The 18058-nt window shown below is 56.7% G+C and carries 17 protein-coding genes; 7 read left to right on the top strand and 10 right to left on the bottom strand.

Annotation, left to right across the window (positions count from 1 at the left end; all coding sequences use genetic code 11):
- Positions 1-140 precede the first annotated feature (140 nt).
- The 3 genes from rsuA to WFK59_RS09055 all read left to right on the top strand — a co-directional run bounded on the left by rsuA (position 141) and on the right by WFK59_RS09055 (position 2756).
- A complete protein-coding gene (gene rsuA / locus WFK59_RS09065) occupies positions 141-860 on the top strand; it encodes a 16S rRNA pseudouridine(516) synthase RsuA (RefSeq protein WP_233987565.1) in 720 nt (239 codons plus the stop codon).
- A gap of 64 nt (positions 861-924) precedes the next feature.
- The gene (locus WFK59_RS09060) at positions 925-2121 is read left to right on the top strand and encodes a Bcr/CflA family multidrug efflux MFS transporter (RefSeq protein ID WP_336755635.1); all 1197 of its coding nucleotides are present in this window, start codon (positions 925-927) and stop codon (positions 2119-2121) included.
- Between the two features lie 314 nt (positions 2122-2435).
- Positions 2436-2756: a hypothetical protein gene (locus WFK59_RS09055; RefSeq protein WP_233987567.1), complete on the top strand. Its 321-nt coding sequence runs from the start codon at positions 2436-2438 to the stop codon at positions 2754-2756.
- Here WFK59_RS09055 and yejF read toward each other — a convergent pair.
- The 9 genes from yejF to yeiP all read right to left on the bottom strand — a co-directional run bounded on the left by yejF (position 2743) and on the right by yeiP (position 13569).
- Entirely contained in the window at positions 2743-4347 is a 1605-nt protein-coding gene (gene yejF / locus WFK59_RS09050) for a microcin C ABC transporter ATP-binding protein YejF (RefSeq protein ID WP_336755634.1), read from the bottom strand. The genes WFK59_RS09055 and yejF overlap by 14 nt on opposite strands.
- Positions 4348-5370: an ABC transporter permease gene (locus tag WFK59_RS09045; protein WP_336755633.1), complete on the bottom strand. Its 1023-nt coding sequence runs from the start codon at positions 5368-5370 to the stop codon at positions 4348-4350. It abuts the gene before it with no gap.
- Positions 5370-6461 (bottom strand): microcin C ABC transporter permease YejB, encoded by a 1092-nt coding sequence (locus WFK59_RS09040; protein WP_336755632.1) that lies wholly within the window; start codon positions 6459-6461, stop codon positions 5370-5372. The genes WFK59_RS09045 and WFK59_RS09040 overlap by 1 nt, the downstream gene beginning before the upstream one ends.
- 11 nt (positions 6462-6472) lie before the next feature.
- Entirely contained in the window at positions 6473-8281 is a 1809-nt protein-coding gene (locus tag WFK59_RS09035; RefSeq protein WP_336755796.1) for an extracellular solute-binding protein, read from the bottom strand.
- A 30-nt stretch (positions 8282-8311) separates the two neighbouring features.
- Positions 8312-9874: a cyclic di-GMP phosphodiesterase gene (locus tag WFK59_RS09030; RefSeq protein ID WP_233987571.1), complete on the bottom strand. Its 1563-nt coding sequence runs from the start codon at positions 9872-9874 to the stop codon at positions 8312-8314.
- 224 nt (positions 9875-10098) lie between these two features.
- A complete protein-coding gene (gene mepS, locus WFK59_RS09025; protein ID WP_031377229.1) occupies positions 10099-10674 on the bottom strand; it encodes a bifunctional murein DD-endopeptidase/murein LD-carboxypeptidase in 576 nt (191 codons plus the stop codon).
- 514 nt (positions 10675-11188) lie between these two features.
- Positions 11189-11896: a phosphatase PAP2 family protein gene (locus tag WFK59_RS09020; RefSeq protein ID WP_336755631.1), complete on the bottom strand. Its 708-nt coding sequence runs from the start codon at positions 11894-11896 to the stop codon at positions 11189-11191.
- A 44-nt stretch (positions 11897-11940) separates the two neighbouring features.
- Positions 11941-12915, bottom strand: coding sequence for a CobW family GTP-binding protein (locus WFK59_RS09015; protein ID WP_336755630.1), 975 nt, complete (start codon positions 12913-12915; stop codon positions 11941-11943).
- An 81-nt stretch (positions 12916-12996) separates the two neighbouring features.
- Positions 12997-13569: an elongation factor P-like protein YeiP gene (gene yeiP, locus WFK59_RS09010; RefSeq protein WP_336755629.1), complete on the bottom strand. Its 573-nt coding sequence runs from the start codon at positions 13567-13569 to the stop codon at positions 12997-12999.
- Between the two features lie 164 nt (positions 13570-13733).
- Here yeiP and WFK59_RS09005 point away from each other — a divergent pair, with 164 nt between their 5' ends.
- Positions 13734-13988, top strand: coding sequence for a YkgJ family cysteine cluster protein (locus WFK59_RS09005; RefSeq protein ID WP_336755628.1), 255 nt, complete (start codon positions 13734-13736; stop codon positions 13986-13988).
- 106 nt (positions 13989-14094) lie between these two features.
- On the opposite strand, the gene WFK59_RS09000 is transcribed toward WFK59_RS09005, so the two are convergent.
- Positions 14095-14289: a hypothetical protein gene (locus tag WFK59_RS09000; RefSeq protein WP_233987576.1), complete on the bottom strand. Its 195-nt coding sequence runs from the start codon at positions 14287-14289 to the stop codon at positions 14095-14097.
- On the opposite strand from WFK59_RS09000, the gene fruB reads away from it, so the two are divergent.
- Genes fruB through fruA form a run of 3 tightly spaced genes read left to right on the top strand, consistent with a single transcriptional unit; the run spans position 14260 to position 18033 of the window.
- Entirely contained in the window at positions 14260-15390 is a 1131-nt protein-coding gene (fruB, locus tag WFK59_RS08995) for a fused PTS fructose transporter subunit IIA/HPr protein (RefSeq protein ID WP_233987577.1), read from the top strand. The genes WFK59_RS09000 and fruB overlap by 30 nt on opposite strands.
- Positions 15387-16325, top strand: coding sequence for a 1-phosphofructokinase (fruK, locus tag WFK59_RS08990; protein ID WP_233987578.1), 939 nt, complete (start codon positions 15387-15389; stop codon positions 16323-16325). The genes fruB and fruK overlap by 4 nt, the downstream gene beginning before the upstream one ends.
- Before the next feature lie 16 nt (positions 16326-16341).
- Entirely contained in the window at positions 16342-18033 is a 1692-nt protein-coding gene (gene fruA, locus WFK59_RS08985) for a PTS fructose transporter subunit IIBC (RefSeq protein ID WP_336755627.1), read from the top strand.
- Positions 18034-18058: the final 25 nt, after the last annotated feature.

Genomic DNA, 18058 nt, shown 5'->3' with positions numbered 1-18058 from the left:
CAAACTGGGGATAATTATGCCACGAAAGCGCGGTAAACGCGCTGTCAGGCGGGCGCGGATCACGTTATACTTCCCGCACATTTTCAACGGTTAACCAGGCCGTTTCAGGTTCCCTCCGCAGTAACAGGCAAAACGAATTCATGCGACTCGACAAATTCATCTCTCAGCAACTGGAAATCAGCCGTGCCATCGCCCATCGCGAGATCCGCGGCCAGCGTGTCACCGTAAACGGTGAAGTGGTGCGCGACACCGCCTTCAAACTGCTGCCCGACCACGAAGTCGAATATGACGGCAACGTGCTGCAAATGCAGACCGGACCACGCTACTTTATGCTGAACAAGCCGCAGGGTTACGTCTGCTCAACCGACGATCCCGATCATCCGACCATCATCTATTTTATCGAAGAGCCGATGGCATTCAAACTGCACGCCGCCGGTCGTCTCGACATTGATACCACCGGGCTGGTGCTGCTGACGGATGATGGTCAGTGGTCACACCGTATTACCTCGCCGCGCCATCACTGCGAGAAAACCTATCGGGTGATGCTGGAGTCACCGGTCAGCGACGACACCGCCGCGCAGTTTACTGCCGGTGTGCAGCTGCACAACGAAAAAAGCCTGACCAAACCGGCGCAGCTGGAGGTGATTACGCCGACGGAAGTGCTGCTGACCCTGAGCGAAGGGCGTTATCACCAGGTGAAACGGATGTTTGCTGCGGTAGGAAATCGGGTGGTGGGTCTGCATCGCGAGCGTATCGGGGACATTTCGCTGGATGCGGATCTGGAACCGGGTGAATACCGGCCATTAACCGCCGAAGAGATCGCCAGCATCGGCGTGCCGAAAGAGCTGCAGGCGAAATAACAGTGCAGGCCGGCTGCAAGGCGCAGCGGCCGATCGGTTTTAACCAGCAAGGGCAGGAGAGGCTGTGCGCAAGGAAAAGAATTCGCCGATAGGGTTGGTGGTCATCCTCGGTCTGTTAGCGATGCTGATGCCGCTGTCGATTGACATGTATCTGCCGGCAATGCCGCAAATTGCCCGTGAATTTGGCGTCTCTGCCGGTAGCGTGCAGATGACGCTCAATCTTTATATCCTTGGTTTTGCCATTGGTCAGCTGATTTACGGACCGCTGGCCGACAGCTATGGCCGTAAGCCGGTGATTGCGCTGGGTACCCTGATTTTCGCCGTCGCCGCGGCGGCCTGTGCGCTGTCGCAGAGTATCGATCAGCTGATCGCCATGCGTTTTCTGCATGGTTTATCTGCCGCCGCCGCCAGCGTGGTGATCAATGCCCTGATGCGCGACAGTTACTCGAAAGAGGACTTCTCGCGCATGATGTCCTTCGTGATGCTGATCACCACCATTGCGCCGCTGCTGGCACCGATCATCGGCGGCTGGCTGCTGCTGATCTGGAACTGGCACGCCATCTTCTGGGCGCTCTCGGCTGCCGCGGTGGTCACCACCGTGCTGGTGACCACGCAGATTCGTGAAACCCTGAAGCCCGAGCAGCGACAGCGTTTTCATCTGCGTACCACGCTGGGTAATTTTGTCATTCTGTTCCGGCACAAGCGCGCGTTCAGCTACATGCTGTCGAGCGGCTTCTCGTTTGCCGGGCTGTTTACCTTTCTCAACGCCGGCCCCTTTGTCTACATTGAACTGAACCACGTCTCACCGCAAAATTTTGGCTATTACTTTGGCCTTAACGTGGTGTTCCTGTTCATCTTAACCCTGATTAACAGCCGCGCGGTGCGCCGGTTTGGTCCGGTGGCGATGTTCCGGCTGGGACTGTTAATTCAGTTCTGTATGGGAATCTGGCTGCTGATCGTCAGTGCGCTCGATCTCGGTTTTCTGCCGCTGGTGATGGGCGTGGCGATGTTCATTGGCTGCGTGTCGATGGTCTCATCGAATGCAATGGCGGTGATCCTCGACGAATTTCCGCATATGGCGGGCACCGCCTCTTCGCTGGCCGGCACGCTGCGCTTTGGCGTCGGCGCGCTGGTGGGCGCACTGCTGTCGCTGGTCAGCTTTAACAGCGCCTGGCCGATGGTCGGCACCATCGCATTGTGCGCGACGCTCTCTCTGCTGCTTTTTTTCTACGCTTCCCGTCCTCGATCCGCCTCGCGTTAAGCGGGCTTAGTCGATCAGGCCGCTACGGTTACGCCGGGCGGTCCGATCGGTTACGTCACTTTGTTTCTATAATGTGAAAATATTTAGCTAATAAAGTAACCATATTGCGTCTAAAATGATTGTTAAGTGCTGCCGAACGCGGTACATATAGCCTGAACTGCGATACCACTCGCAAAAAAATAAATTCAGCGATCCGCTTTGGTGTGAATTGAGAAGGCGGGCCTTGACGTCCCGTTTCTGACGGTACCCGGCATCGGGTCAGGCGTCACTGGCGTGGATGGCGAAGTAAATTTCTCTTGGGGACATTGATAACTATGCTGCAACTTTCGATTGTGCATCGCTTGCCACAGCGTTTTCGCTGGGCCAGCGATCATCATAGTGCCATCGAAGCAGATGACGGCACGCTGGACGATCAGGATTTTATCGCGCTGCGTCTGATCAGCCATGACGGTATTCCGGCGTGGGAGATCCTGCAGCAGCTCAAAGAGGTGCTGGCTGACATTCAGGTCGATTGTAAAGTGGCCGAATGTGAAGGGCAGCCCTGTCTGTTTATCCAGCGCAGCGACGAGAGCGCGACTAACTGCTGCCTGAAAAATCAGGGCGTGGCGATTGCCGAAACCTTTATCGCGGGTTGAGTTGCGCTGAGCGCAGCAGCTCGCGCGTATATTCCGCAGCCGGCGACGCAAACAGCGTCTCACATTCCCCCTGTTCCACCACCTCTCCCTGACGCAGCACAATAAGCTGATGGCACAGCGCGCGCACCACCTCAAGATCGTGACTGATAAACAGATAGCTCAGCTGGCGCTGCTGCTGCAACCGGCGTAACAGCGTCAGAATCTGTTTTTGTACCGTGCGATCCAGTGACGAGGTGGGTTCATCCAGCACCAGCATCTCCGGTTCGAGGATCAGCGCACGCGCAATCGCGATACGTTGCCGCTGACCGCCGGAAAATTCAGCCGGATAGCGATGGCGGCTTTCAGCCTCCAGCCCGACCTCTGCCATCACGGCCTTAACCCGCTGTTCCTGCTGTTGGGCGCTGAGCTCAGGCTGATGCACCGCCAGCCCTTCGGCAATAATCTGTTGAACCGTCATGCGCGGATTAAGCGAAGAGTTCGGGTCCTGAAACACCACCTGAATCCGCTGGCGCAGTGGCAGCAGTTGCCGCCGAGACAGCTGATGCAGCGGCTGGCCGTCGAACCAGACCTCGCCACCGGCCTCAATCAGCCGCAGCAGCGCCAGCCCGGTAGTGCTTTTTCCTGAGCCGGATTCGCCTACCAGCCCGAGGCTTTCGCCGCGCCGCAGCGTAAAACTCAGTGCTGAAAGCGCCCGTTTTTCGCCCACCCGGCGGCGGAACAGACCGCGGCGCAGCGGGAAGCTGACCTGAAGTTGATCGACCCGCAGAATTTCCGGCGCGTCGGCGGGCAGCGGCAGCGGTTTCCCTTCCGGCTCGGCCGCCAGCAGTTGCTGAGTATAAGGATGTTGCGGCTGGCTCAGCAGCGTCTGACAGCGATTCTGCTCAACCACCTTTCCCTGACGCATCACGCTGACGGTATCGGCCAGCTGACGCACAATATTCAGGTTATGGGTGATAAACAGCATCCCCATATTAAATTCACGTTGCAGCTCGCGCAGCAGCCGCAGAATCTGTGCCTGTACCGTCACATCCAGCGCGGTGGTCGGTTCATCAGCAATCAGTAATGCAGGCCGGGTGAGCAACGCCATGGCGATCATCACCCGCTGTCGTTCACCACCGGAAAGCTGATGCGGGAAATCGTTTAGCCGGCTGGCCGGCTGGCGAATCCCGACCCGCTCCAGCACGCCAAGAATTTCACCGCGCGCCGCCGCAGGTCGTAATCCGCGATGCAGCGACAGCACTTCATACAGCTGCTTCTCCACGTTATGCAACGGATTCAGCGACACCATCGGCTCCTGAAAGATCATCGCGATCTGGTCGCCGCGAATGCCGCGCAGCCGCTGCTCGCTGGCACGCAACAGATCCTCACCGTTAAACAGAATCTCACCGCCCGGATACGCCACCGTCGAGGGATGCAGCAGCCGCATCACCGACAGGGCAGTCACGCTTTTGCCGGAACCGGACTCGCCGACCAGCGCCAGGGTTTCGCCGGCTTCGACGCGTAGTGAAACCTCATCAACCACCTGATGCAGCTGCTCGCCCTGACGAAAGGCGACAGAAAGATGGTTGATAGCAAGCAGTGGCGCAGCCATTCAGACTCCTTTACCCGGATCGAAGGCGTCACGTACCGCTTCGCCGATAAAAATCAGTAGCGACAGCAGGATCGCCAGTGAGAAAAAGCCCGCCAGGCCCAGCCAGGGCGCCTGCAGATTATTTTTACCCTGCAGCAGCAGCTCTCCCAGCGACGGCGAACCCAGCGGCAAACCGAATCCGAGGAAATCGAGCGAGGTCAGCGTGGTAATCGATCCACACAGGATAAACGGCAGGAAAGTCAGGGTAGCCACCATCGCATTTGGCAGCATGTGGCGCAGCATAATCCGGCTGTCACTGACCCCCAGCGCCTGGGCCGCGCGAATGTAGTCGAAGTTTCGGGTGCGCAGAAACTCGGCCCGTACCACGCTGACCAGGCTCATCCAGCCAAAGGTTACCGTGACCAGCAGCAGCCACCAGAAACCGGGCTGAATCACGCTGGAGAGCAAAATCAGCAGAAACAGCGAGGGCATACCGGACCAGACTTCAATCAGTCGTTGTCCGATCAGATCCACTCTGCCGCCGAAATAGCCCTGTACCGCGCCGACCACCATGCCGATCACGCTGGAAAACAGCGTCAGCAGCAGGCCAAACAGCAGTGAAATGCGCGTGCCGTACAGCAGGCGAGCCATTACGTCACCGCCGGTCGCGTCGGTGCCGAGCCAGTTCTGCGCCGACGGCGGTGAAGGGAAGGGCACCTGCGTAGCAAAATTGATGGTGCTGTCGCTGAAGCGGATCGGTGCCCAAATCGCCCAGCCCTGCTGATCGATGCGCTGCCGCAGCCAGGGGTCCTGATAGTCGGCGGTGGTTGGCAGCACCCCGCCATAATCGGTCTCGCTGTAATCCACCAGCAACGGGAAATACCAGCGCTGCTGGTAATGCACCAGCAGCGGCTTGTCATTGGCGATCAGTTCGGCGCCCAGCGACAGCAGGAAAATCACCAGGAAAATCCACAGCGACCAGTAGCCGCGTCGGTTATGACGAAAGCGCTGCCAGCGCTGCTGATTCAGGGGAGACAAGCGCATCAGCGGCCCTCGAAATCAATGCGGGGATCGACCAGCGTATAAGTTAAGTCACTGAGAATATTCATCAGCAGGCCGATCAGGGTAAAAATATAGAGCGTACCGAACATCACCGGATAGTCGCGTTGCAGCGTGGCATCGTAGCCCAGCAATCCCAGTCCGTTAAGTGAAAATATCACCTCAATCAGTACCGAACTGGTGAAGAACATGCTGATAAAGGTGGCGGGGAAGCTGGCGATTACCAGCAGCATCGCATTGCGAAACACATGATGGTAGAGAATGCGGCGCTCCGGCACGCCTTTGGCGCGGGCGGTGACCACGTAGAGTTTACGGATCTCATCCAGAAAGGCATTCTTCGTCAGCATGGTCAGAGTGGCAAAGCCGCCAATCACCGTGGCCAGTACCGGCAGCGCGATGTGCCAGAAGTAATCGAGTACCTGGCCGTACCAGGGCAGGCTGTCATGCTGCGGTGAGGTGAGACCGCGCAGTGGAAACCAGTCGAGATAGCTGCCGCCGGCAAACAGCACGATCAGCATGATGCCAAACAGAAAAGCCGGAATGGAGTAGCCAATAATGATGAAGGTGCTGCTCCAGATATCAAAGGCGCTGCCATTGCGCACCGCCTTGCGAATGCCCAGTGGAATCGACACCAGATAGATAATCAGCGTGCTCCACAGGCCGAGGCTGATCGAGACCGGCAAACTCTCTTTAACCAGCTGAAGCACCGAGGCGCTGCGAAACAGGCTGTCGCCGAAGTCAAAACGGGCATAGTTCCCCAACATCTCGCCATAGCGCTGCCAGATCGGCTTATCAAAGCCGTAGCGCTGCTTAATCTCGGCAATCACCTCCGGGTCCAGACCGCGCGCGCCGCGATACTGGTTATCAGCGGGATTCAGTGCATTCAGGCTGGCGCGGGACGCCGCGCTGTCGGCACCGCCGCTCGCCAGCCCTGTAGTCTGACCAAACTGAATATTGGCCAGCGCCTGATCCACCGGACCGCCTGGCGCAATCTGCACAATAAAAAAGTTAAGGGTGATGATCGCCCACAGCGTGGGAATAATCAGCAACAGCCTGCGCAGAAAGTAAGTTGCCAACGTTCCACTCCTTAGCGTTTGCTGGCCGGCAGCCGGGCAGCTTTGTTCACGTCATACCACCAGTTTTCCAGCCCGAGGCTGTAAGCCGGTTTGCTGGCCGGATGGGAAAATTTATCCCAGTACGCCAGCCGTTGCTCTGCGTTGTACCACATCGGGATCATATAGGCATTCCACAACAGAATACGATCCAGCACCTGTGCCAGCGGCCGAATCGCCGGAAGATCGCCGTGATGCGCCACAATCTGTTTCACGAAGTGATCGACCAGCGGATCTTTAACCCGCGCAGTATTCCACGACGAGGCGATGTAATCTGACTGCCAGTAAACCTGCAGGCTGGAGGAGGGGATCGGCATCGCGCCATAAACGGTGGCGATCATCTCGTAGTCGCCTTCGCGTAACCGCCGCAGATACTGTGAACTGTCAACCTGACGCAGGTTGAGAGTGATGCCGAGTCGCGACAGATTGTGCTGCAACGGCAGTGCCCATTCGGTATTGGTCCCGCTGCGCAACAGCAGTTCAACCTTAAACGGCTGACCGGTTTTCGCATTCACCAGCCGGCGATCGTTAATCTGCCAGCCCGCCTGTTTCAGCAAGGCAAATGCCCGTAACAGACTGGCGCGATCGTAGCCGCTGCCGTCGGTAACGGGCGGATGGTAAGGCTGAGTGAAGAGTTCAGGCGGCAAGTGCGCGCGCCACGGGGCCAGCAACGCCTGCTGCTGCGCGTCGGGCAGGCCACTGGCCGCAAAGTCGGTATTCTGGAAATAGCTGCTGGCACGCTGATAAGCGCCATAGAACAGGGCTTTGTTCATCCACTCGAAATCAAACGCCAGCGTCAGCGCCTGCCGGACCCGACGGTCGTGGAACAGCGGTTTTTCATTGTTAAACGCCAGCCAGCGGGTATCAATGGCGGCTTCGTTTGGCAACGTCTCTTTCACGATACTGTGATCGTCAAAATGGCGGCCGCGATATTGCGTGGCCCATTTTTTGGCCGAGGTCTCTTCCCGCAAATCGAATGCGCCCGCTTTGAAGGCTTCAAACGCCACATTGTCATCCAGATAGTAGTCGTAGCGGATGCGGTCGAAATTAAAACGCCCGCGGTTAACCGGCAGATCGGCGGCCCAGTAATCTTTTACCCGGCTGTATTCAATAAACTGGCCCAGCTTCCATTTGGTGATGCGATAAGGACCGCTCGACAGCGGCGGTGAACTCAGGGGTTCGTTGAACTTTTTATCGTGCCAGAATTTTTCCGCCAGCACCGGCAGCGTCAGTAAGCCCAGCATCCGGTCTTTGTCCGGCTGCTGCGCATCAATCCGCACCGTCAGCCGATCCAGCGCCTTAACGGTCACGCCGCGATAGGCGACGCGAAACTGCGGCACCCCTTCGGTCATAAATTTGGTAAAGGAAAATGCCACATCCCCGGCGGTGATGGGCGTGCCATCCTGAAAGCGGGCACGGGGATTCAGGCGGATCTCAATCCACGTAAAGTCACTGGCGTAGCGGGCGGACAGGGCGATCAGCGGGTAATAGCTGCCGGGTTCATCATCCGAACCGGTATAAAGCCCGTCATACAGGGTTTCCGTATTGATGCCGGGATTGCCGCGCGAGGCGTAGCGGTTGAAGTTGTCGTAGGTCCCCACCACCGCCATGGTGATGCTGCCACCTTTAGGAGCATTGGGATCGGCGTAGTCATAATGGCTGAAGTCGGGCGGGTATTTCGCTTCGCCGGCCTGCGTGAAGGCGAAACTTTCTTTGATGCTGGCAGCCAGCAACGGGCTGCTGAGCAGACCACACAGCAATAATAATCCAGCACGAAGCAGCACCACGGTTACGCTCTCCTGTGATTTTCCGATTCAGGCATTATGACGCTGGAAATAGTCTATCAGCGTTTCAGGCCGCAGCGGTCGACTAAAAATGTAACCCTGAAGATGGGTAACACCGCGATTGATCAGCCAGGCGGCCTGTTCACCGGTCTCGACGCCTTCCGCCACGCTTTTCAGATTGAGCTTTTTCGCCAGCTGCAACACCGTATCCAGCACCGGCGAGGTCAGGGTATCGGTGCCGATGCTCTGAACGAAACCGCGATCGATTTTCAGGTAATCGAAGGCATATTTTTCCAGATAGATCAGCGCGCTGTGTCCGGTGCCGAAGTCATCAATCGCAATATTGATCTTTTGCTGATGCAGCCACTCAAACAGTTCGCCGACATTTTCATCGCGCACCATGGCTCGTTCAGTGATTTCAAATACGTAGTTAAAGTGCGCGGCGGGCATGGTGTCGAGCCAGCGCAGCACATCCTGGCGGAAACCGCTATCGGCCAGGTGCAGCGGCGAGATATTCAGACTGAGGCTGGCATGACGGGGAATGGTATGGCAAAGCAGTTGGGCATCGCGGGCGACCAGCTGAAACAGGTGCCGGGTCAGCGGAATAATCAGGTTCTGCGCTTCGGCGTAACCGATAAACACATCCGGCGGGATCGGTCCCTCAACAGGATGCGTCCAGCGTAGTAGCGCTTCCATACCGTAGGGCTGACCGTCGTGAGAGGTGACCAGCGGCTGATATTCAATATGAAACTCGCCGCGCTTCATGCCCTGAATCAGATCTTTTCCTGGCCGCTGACAGACCGACAGCAGCAGCCAGCAGCCGCCAGTGACCAGCACAGAGAGCAGCAGGCTGCTTAGCAGAATATTTTGATAATCGCTGAGCGCCAGCGTGGTGCCATATAACACAAATTGCAGCGGGTAACCCGGCAGTGACTGTTGCAACAGCGGCGGGGGCAGCAGAGTGTTGTCGATCACGCCTGACTGCCAGCTGGTTAACGCGCTGCGCTGCGCCACCAGCGCCATGCCAGAGATCTCTGGCCGCCATGACGGCAACAGCTGATAGGGCGCAAGGGTAATATTGAGAGTGGCAAAGACGCCAGACTGCGCGCTGCCAGGGTTCCTGATCCACAATGCCAGCGCCGGTTTATCGGGTTGCAGCGGGGTTCCGCCCATCAGCTGCAGATCAATATCGCGCGTTGTATCACTCCCTGGTGATATGACGTTGAGCGGCAGGTTAAAGCTGCCGGTGGCCGATGAGCAAAAGGCGTTACCGTCATTCACCAGCAGAATTGCGCGCAGATTACCGGCAAAGGCGGCGCGTGAGGTCAGTTCGCGATTGATGGTCTGGCAGGTAGCCTGGGTAAAGGGAAGCAGGGGACTGAGTGTGTTGTTAATCAGTGAGGAGAGCGTTTGCTGCAGTGCTGTTCGGCTGTTTTCTAATAACTGCTGATGTTGCTGCTCGCGCTTGTGCCAGAGATGGTTAAGCGACAGTGCGGTAAATAATAAAAAGAACAGGCAGCCGATCATCGCGCTGCTCCATGCGATTCGACGAGGATAGGTTGCATGGCGCATCAGCGCCCCCGACAGTGGCATGAGGTGCTTCCTCTGATAAAATTATTATTATGTTATTGCGCACGACTGCTTCGGTATAAGCGCCTGAGAATATAACGAGAGGACGGGGAATGTCTCGATATTCTTTTGAAAGACAATGGTTTTCATGCCATCAGTCTCAGGCGGGTAAAGGCAACAGACGAAAAAAAACGCTGCGTTAGCAGCGTTTCATATTCTCTGGCTGAGAAGGAGATCAAAGGCGGTAATCAGGTCGGGTTACGACTTAGTACGCGTCGCCCTTCACGATAACGCTTTTTCCAGTAATCATCGTTCAGATTTGAAATCATCACACCACTGCTGGTGGAAGCATGAACGAAGTTATCATTACCGAGATAGATGCCAACATGACGGCCAGTAGAACCGGCACGGAACAGCACCAGATCGCCAGGACGCAGTTTAGTGCGCGAAATCTCTTTACCGGTGCCCTGCTGCTCTGAGGTAGAGCGCGGCAGTTCTAAGCCAAATTGATCGCGGAAGGTGCGTTGTACAAAGGCGGAACAATCGATACCGCGTTTGGTATCGCCACCCAGACGATAGCGCACGCCTTTCCAGACAGCGTATTGATCCATGATGCGCGACTTAACGTCGACGTTACGCACCATTTCTTCAAACTCATCCTGAGACGCCTGAAGTAAAAAACCATTGTGGTTGTTAACTTCATGATTCTCGTTATTCGCGTTTTGACCGTTATGGGTACTGCTACAAGCTGAGAGGAGAGTTGCCAGTGCCACTGCAGGCACGATTCGCCAGATATATCTCAGTATTGGTTGAGACTTGACCATTATTCGGGTTTTCCTTCGATGTCCTTACGACAAGATTGTCGCCAGCCAGATGACAAAACAGGGAGATTAATAAGCGAAACAGACTAAGACAATTCCTTAATTACTAAAATGTGTTAATGGACACATTTTTACTGTAAAAAAAATCGAATTCTCTGATGCTGTTACCCCACAGCGACTGAGGTTAACTGATTCCAGACGCCGTGGCGAGTGCTTTCAATCAAATTCTTATAGGTTTTTCTGATGTGAAATCAAACCTTAACACACTGACTAATTTAGCAACAATTGTGGTCAAATGATGGTGAGAGCAGGGGACCAAAATGGCGCTAATTCGGCCTATAGCCTGCTAATTGAGAATTTTCTTTATGGACAAGCGAACGTGAGGGTTATTTGAGCGATGAAGCCGGTCATAACCTTTTCTTTTAATGGATTTGATTAGCCTGCTAATAGTGCATCGGGTTTTTTTATAAGCGCGGGCGGCTAAGAATAAGGCCATTATTGCACCCGCGCTTATCATTCAGGCCAGGGGCTTATATTTACCCGGCAATTTGCGATAAAACCAATTAACCAGCAGATCGCTGGCCGGAGTTAATAACCACCAGCTTAATCCCACTAATACCACTGAAAGGGAACCGACAGCGATATCGGTGAACCAGTGCGCGCCCGCCATCACCCGTGGCAGTGAAAAAATAACCACAATCGCCGCCGCAATTAAAAAACGACCGAAACCAAAATAACGCCAGATAAAGCAGGCGAAGATCATCAGCATCATGCCGTGGTCGCCAGGGAAACTGTCTTTCGAGGCATCTTTGGCCGGAATACCGGTCAGTTCACTGACCCGATGGACGTTTTCGAAGAACAGCGTCGGGCTGGAATGCTTCACCGGCAGCAGATGGCCCAGCTGGTTGAGCACCACCGCGGTGAGCAGCATGGTAATGCCGATAGCCAGCATCCGTCGCCGTGCCTGCGGGGTTTCTCCTCGCCAGATCGACAGATAAAGCATGCCCATCGCCAGCAGCGAGACCGCATCAAAGCCACGATAGTTAGTGATCGCCACCAGCAGCGCAAAGCCGGAATGGATAATCATCTGGCTATTAAAGCCAAAGAAAATGGATTTATCGACGCCATACCAGAAACCATGTTCAGGTGGCAGATACCATGACAGGAATAGCACCACACCTAATGCGTTCAGCAGCAGGATGGTTATAAGGCGAGTTACGCGCATAGTTAAACTCATATTTAAAAAAATAACCGCCGACGATACCCTTGTCAGCGTAAACGGCACTTCAACAACGCCGATTGTAGTCTATTCCAGTCAGCCTGCTGCGAATGAATAATCTCAATACGGCTGTCGGCGGGTGGCAGCGATCGCGTTTCAAGCTGCAGATCCGCGCCCTGACGATTAATATTCAGCGATCCCTCTTCAACACGCATGACGCCTTTTATCCGATCGCCTGGGGCCAGCCGGACCCATTCCAGCAGCGCCGCCCGATCAAACCGCGTCTCAGGGTCAAACAGCCAGCCACAGGCGCTATAGTCCTGCCCCTGATTCAGCGCCCGACGCCAGCGTGCCTGACCTTCCAGCCGCAGTGCCGCGACGCCGCTGACCGCGGCAGCCACCGGATGATGATGCTGCGGTACCGGCAGCTCGCGTGGCTTGCCGCGCGGCGTATCCAGCAGCGCCAGCGGAATCTGACCAAATTCGGTGGCAATAAAGAGCCGCTGATCCTGCGCATCCTGTTGCCAGCGGGCTAAGCGCTGATAATCCTCCGGCTGCCAGCGATCCTGCTTGTTACCGATGATCACATCTGCTGCGGCCAGCTGATCGCGGAAATTTTCATTGGCGACCACGCGCGGATCGGCCAGCTGGCGGGCATCCAGCAGGGTGAGAGTGGCGTTAAGTTGCAGCCAGGAATGGTAGGTTGGGGAACTCAGCATCTGCAGTAACTGACGCGGATGGCCTAAACCGGTCGGCTCGATCAGCAGCCGGTCCGGTTTATTTTTCAGCAGCATATTGAGCCCGACCTGCATCGGCAGGCCGTTGACGCAGCACATGCAGCCGCCGGGGATCTCTTTTAACGTTGCGCCGCGGTTCGCCAGCAGCGCGCCATCGACACCAATCTCACCAAATTCATTGACCAGCACCGCCCATTGTTCATTGGCAGGCTTTGCCGCCAGCAGATGACATAACAGCGTGGTTTTGCCACTGCCTAAAAATCCGGTGATCAGATTGACCCGTGTCATCGGTCCGCCTCCTGTCAGTATAGCCGGGTTAAAGTGTTATAATATAACAATCGGCAACCCGGCAACGTTCAGGCTGTGCGATCAGTCGGCGCGGCCCATATAACGGCGTTCGGCAATATGAATGCGGATGCGGTCGCCGTTGCTGAGGTATTCCGGTACCTGAACCACCAGCCCGGTGCTCATGCCAGCCGGTTTAGTGCGGGCACTGGCCGAGGCGCCTTTAATGCCGGGCGACGTATCGACAATTTCCATGTCCACGGTTTGCGGCAGTTCCAGCGCCAGCACCTGGCCTTCCATCGTCAGCACCTGAATGCCCGGAATCCCGCCTTCAGGAATAAACAGCAGCTCTTCTTCGATCTGCTCTTTTTTGAAGTTATAGGGAGTGTAATCTTCGTCGTCCATAAAGACGTACTCATCACCGTCTATATAAGAGAAGGTGACGCTGCGGCGGCTGAGCGAAATCGCATCAATAATTTCGTCGCCTTTAAAGCGTTCTTCTACTTTCATTCCGGTGCGTACATCGGTGAAACGCATCTTATACAGGGTGGCTGCGCCACGCGCGCTTGGGCTCTGGACATCAATATCTTTAACCAGCAGCAGTTTTCCGTTATGGGTAACGGCCATTCCTTTTTTGATCTCATTCGCTTTTGGCATTGCTGTTCTCGCTATCTCTGAGAGTGAATTGCGCGCCACGTTACTCGCGCCGGTGAAAACTGGCAATATGGCGACGGTGAAATTTTACCTGGGGCAGCGGCAGACGTGGCAATTACGCCGTCAGACTGCTATTGTCGCCGCGACTTTCTCTGCCGGAGCACAGTATGCAATGCCGTAGCCACTGCGGTGCCTGTTGTACGGCGCCCTCCATCTCTTCACCGATCCCCGGCATGCCCAACGGCAAACCCGCTAACACCCCCTGCGTGCAGCTTGATGAGGCTTTGCGCTGCAAGCTGTTTGGATCTGAATTACGTCCCGCGGTGTGTGCCGGCCTGCAGCCAGCGCACAGCATGTGTGGCGATTCACGTCAGCAGGCGATGATCTATCTGTTGCAGCTGGAAGCGGACACCGCGCCCTGATCCGCTGACGTTGCTGAACCTTTGGCTGAGTTTATGCCAGGCTTACAGCAACCGCGTCAGCGGGCAGAGAGCAAAATCTTAAAACGTCGATGAAATGTGCGTAACATCAAAAATCTGCTACGCCGTTTGCGCATTTTCTTGCCTGCTGCCAGGTGCTGTACCACAATCCTTGAAACGTTTCAGCGGTGACCACGCCACCTGTTTTCAGCAGGATGGCGTAATAATTTCCCCACTGGCTGAAACGATTCAATCTCAGCAAGCGAGGAGAATTATGTTCCAGCTCGAATTGCAGGCCATCCATACCGGAGCCAGCGCCCAGAATAAAGAAGAGGCCATTCGTCAGGTTGCAGCAGCGTTGACCGCTGCCGGTAATGTGACGGAGGGCTACGTCAACGGTATGCTGGCGCGTGAGCAGCAAACCTCAACCTTTCTGGGCAACGGCATCGCGATTCCGCACGGCACCACCGATACCCGCGATCTGGTGCTGAAAACCGGCGTCCAGGTGTTCCAGTTTCCGCAGGGCATCAGCTGGGGCGACGATCAGACCGCCTATGTGGCTATTGGCATTGCCGCCAAATCGGATGAGCATCTGGCGCTGCTGCGTCAGCTGACCCATGTTCTGAGCGATGACAGCATCGCTGAACAGCTGAAAACCGCCTCTGCTGAAGATCTGCGTGCGTTGCTGATGGGCGAAAAACAAGCCGCCGAATTTAGCTTCGACACCTCATTAATTACCCTGAACGTCGCCGCCAGCGATCTGATCACCTTACAGGCGATGAATGCCGGTCGGCTGCAGTCGGCTGGCGTGGTCGATGCCAGCTACGTCGCCGATGTGGTTTCCAACCCGCCGCTGAGTCTCGGTCAGGGGATCTGGCTGAGCGACAGCAGCCTCGGCAACCTGCGCAGCGGCGTCGCCGTCAGCCGTGCCGCCCATCCGTTTGAGCATCAGGGCGAATCTGCGGCGCTGTTAATCAGCGTGGCGGCGGTGGATGAACGTCCGCTGGAAGTGCTGGGTTACCTCAGCGCGCTGTTACAGCAGGGCAAAGCGGACCGTTTGCTGAAAGCCGATGCCGCCGGTGTCTATGCGCTGCTCACCAGTGAAGTGGACGAGCAGGCTGAGGTCCTGACGGCAGAATTTACTATCCGCAACGAGCACGGTTTACATGCCCGTCCGGGTACTGCGCTGGTCAGCGTCATCAAGCAGTTCAACAGCGACATTACCGTTACCAATCTCGACGGCAGTGGCAAACCCGCCAACGGCCGCAGCCTGATGAAAGTGGTCGCGCTCGGCGTGAAGAAAGGCCATCGCCTGCGCTTTACCGCCAGCGGCGAAGACGCTCAACAGGCGCTGAACGCGATTGAAGAAGCGATCACCAGCGGACTGGGCGAGGGGGCAGCATGAGCAGACGCGTCGCAACCATCACGCTGAACCCGGCCTATGATCTGGTGGGCTATACCCCTGAAATTGAACGTGGCGAAGTTAACCTGGTAAAAACCACCGGACTGCACGCGGCAGGTAAAGGCATCAACGTTGCCAAGGTGCTGAAAGATCTCGGCATCGACGTCACCGTAGGCGGTTTCCTGGGGAAAGAGAATCAGGATGGCTTTCAGCAGCTGTTCAGCGAACTGGGCATTGCTAACCGTTTTCAGGTCGTGCCAGGCCGCACCCGTATTAACGTCAAACTGACTGAGCAGACTGGCGATGTCACCGATCTGAACTTCTCCGGATTTCAGGTCACCGGACAGGACTGGGACCGCTTTACCAGCGACTCTCTGACCTGGCTGGGCCAGTTCGATATGGTCTGCGTCAGCGGCAGCCTGCCGGAAGGGGTCGATCCTGACGCCTTTACCCGCTGGATGACCGAGCTGCGCACTCATTGCCCGTGCATTATCTTCGACAGCAGCCGTGATGCGCTGGTCGCCGGGCTGAAAGCCGCGCCGTGGCTGGTTAAACCTAACCGCCGTGAGCTGGAAATCTGGGCCGGTCGTAAACTGCCGGACCTGCAGGATGTGATTGGTGCTGCCCATGAGCTGCGCGAGCAGGGCATCGCCCATGTGGTGATCTCGCTGGGCGCAGAAGGCGCGCTGTGGGTTAACGCCTCAGGCGAATGGATTGCTAAACCACCGGTGTGCGAAGTCGTCAGCACCGTCGGCGCGGGCGATTCAATGGTGGGCGGCCTGATTTACGGGCTGTTAATGCGTGAATCCAGTGAACACACGCTGCGTCTTGCAACGGCAGTGGCGGCGATGGCCGTCAGCCAGAGCAACGTTGGCGTTTCCGATCGTACCCAGTTGGCCGCAATGATGGCGCGCGTCGACTTACAACCCGTTAACTGACAGCAGGAGAGCGATAATGAAAACGCTGCTGATAAAAGATCCTTCATTGGGACTGGCTTCCGCTTACATGGCGCAACAACGTCTGACCGCTGCGGGCCTGACGCTGACTGATAATCCTGCCGAGGCCGAACAGGTCATCGTGCTGGGCAAAAACGTGCCGGACGACGCGGCACTGAACGGTAAACCGCTGTGGCAGGGTGATGTTCAGCTGGCGATCCGCGAGCCAGAAACCTTCCTCACTCGCGCCAGAGCCGAAGCGAAACCCTGGCAGGCTGCGGCAGCCGTTGCCGCGCCAGCAGGTGCGCCTGCGGCGGCCCAGGCCGGTGCGCAGAAACGCGTGGTTGCGATCACTGCCTGCCCAACCGGCGTAGCCCACACCTTTATGGCCGCAGAGGCGATTCAGGCTGAAGCGACCCGTCGCGGCTGGTGGGTCAAAGTAGAAACCCGCGGCTCAGTTGGTGCTGGTAATGCCATTACGCCGGAAGAAGTGGCGGCGGCCGATCTGGTGATCGTGGCGGCTGATATCGAAGTCGATCTGGCGAAATTTGCCGGTAAGCCGATGTACCGCACTTCAACTGGCCTGGCGCTGAAGAAAACCGCGCAGGAGCTGGATAAAGCGGTAGCCGAGGCGAGGCCGTACAAAGCCACTGGCGCGCAGAGCAGCGACAACCAGAACGAGAAGAAAGAGGGGGCAGGCGCCTATCGTCACCTGCTGACCGGCGTTTCTTACATGCTGCCGATGGTGGTAGCGGGCGGTCTGAGTATCGCGCTCTCCTTTGCCTTTGGTATCACCGCTTTTAAAGAGCAGGGCACGCTGGCTGCCGCGTTAATGCAGATCGGTGGCGGCAGCGCCTTCGCACTGATGGTGCCGGTACTGGCAGGCTTTATCGCCTTCTCCATTGCTGACCGTCCGGGTCTGACCCCAGGCCTGATTGGCGGGATGATCGCCACCAGCATCAACGCAGGCTTCCTCGGCGGGATCATCGCCGGTTTCATCGCCGGTTACGCAGCGAAGCTGATCAGCGGCAAAGTGAAACTGCCACAGAGTATGGAAGCGCTGAAGCCGATACTGATTATTCCGCTGTTTGCCAGCCTGATTACCGGCCTGCTGATGATTTATGTGGTTGGTAAACCGGTTGCCGGTATCATGAACGGTCTGACGCACTGGCTGGCGAACATGGGTACTGCCAACGCGGTGCTACTGGGCGCGATTCTGGGCGGCATGATGTGTACCGATATGGGCGGTCCGGTCAATAAAGTGGCTTACGCTTTTGGTGTCGGTCTGCTGAGTTCTCAGACGTATGCCCCGATGGCGGCGATCATGGCGGCCGGTATGGTGCCACCGCTGGCGATGGGCCTGGCGACGCTGGTTGCCCGTCGTAAATTCAATAAAGGTCAGCAGGAAGGGGGCAAAGCGGCGCTGGTACTGGGTCTCTGCTTTATCTCTGAAGGTGCGATTCCGTTCGCGGCCCGTGACCCGATGCGTGTTCTGCCTTGCTGCATCGTCGGCGGCGCGACCACCGGTGCCATCTCGATGGCGGTGGGTGCCAAACTGATGGCACCACACGGTGGGCTGTTTGTGCTGCTGATCCCAGGCGCGATCACCCCGGTGGTCGGCTATCTGGTAGCGATTGTGGTCGGCACGGCGATTGCTGGCCTGAGCTATGCGGTGCTGAAACGTCCGGAAGAGCAGCTGGCAAAAGCCTGATTTGCTCAGGGGCATAATCTGCTGA

The organism is Pantoea sp. USHLN298 (assembly GCF_037149395.1).
In the GTDB taxonomy this organism is placed as follows: Bacteria; Pseudomonadota; Gammaproteobacteria; order Enterobacterales; family Enterobacteriaceae; genus Pantoea; species Pantoea astica.
The sequence above is the reverse complement of the archived record's forward strand: the minus strand, read 5'-3'. Positions and strand labels throughout refer to the sequence as shown.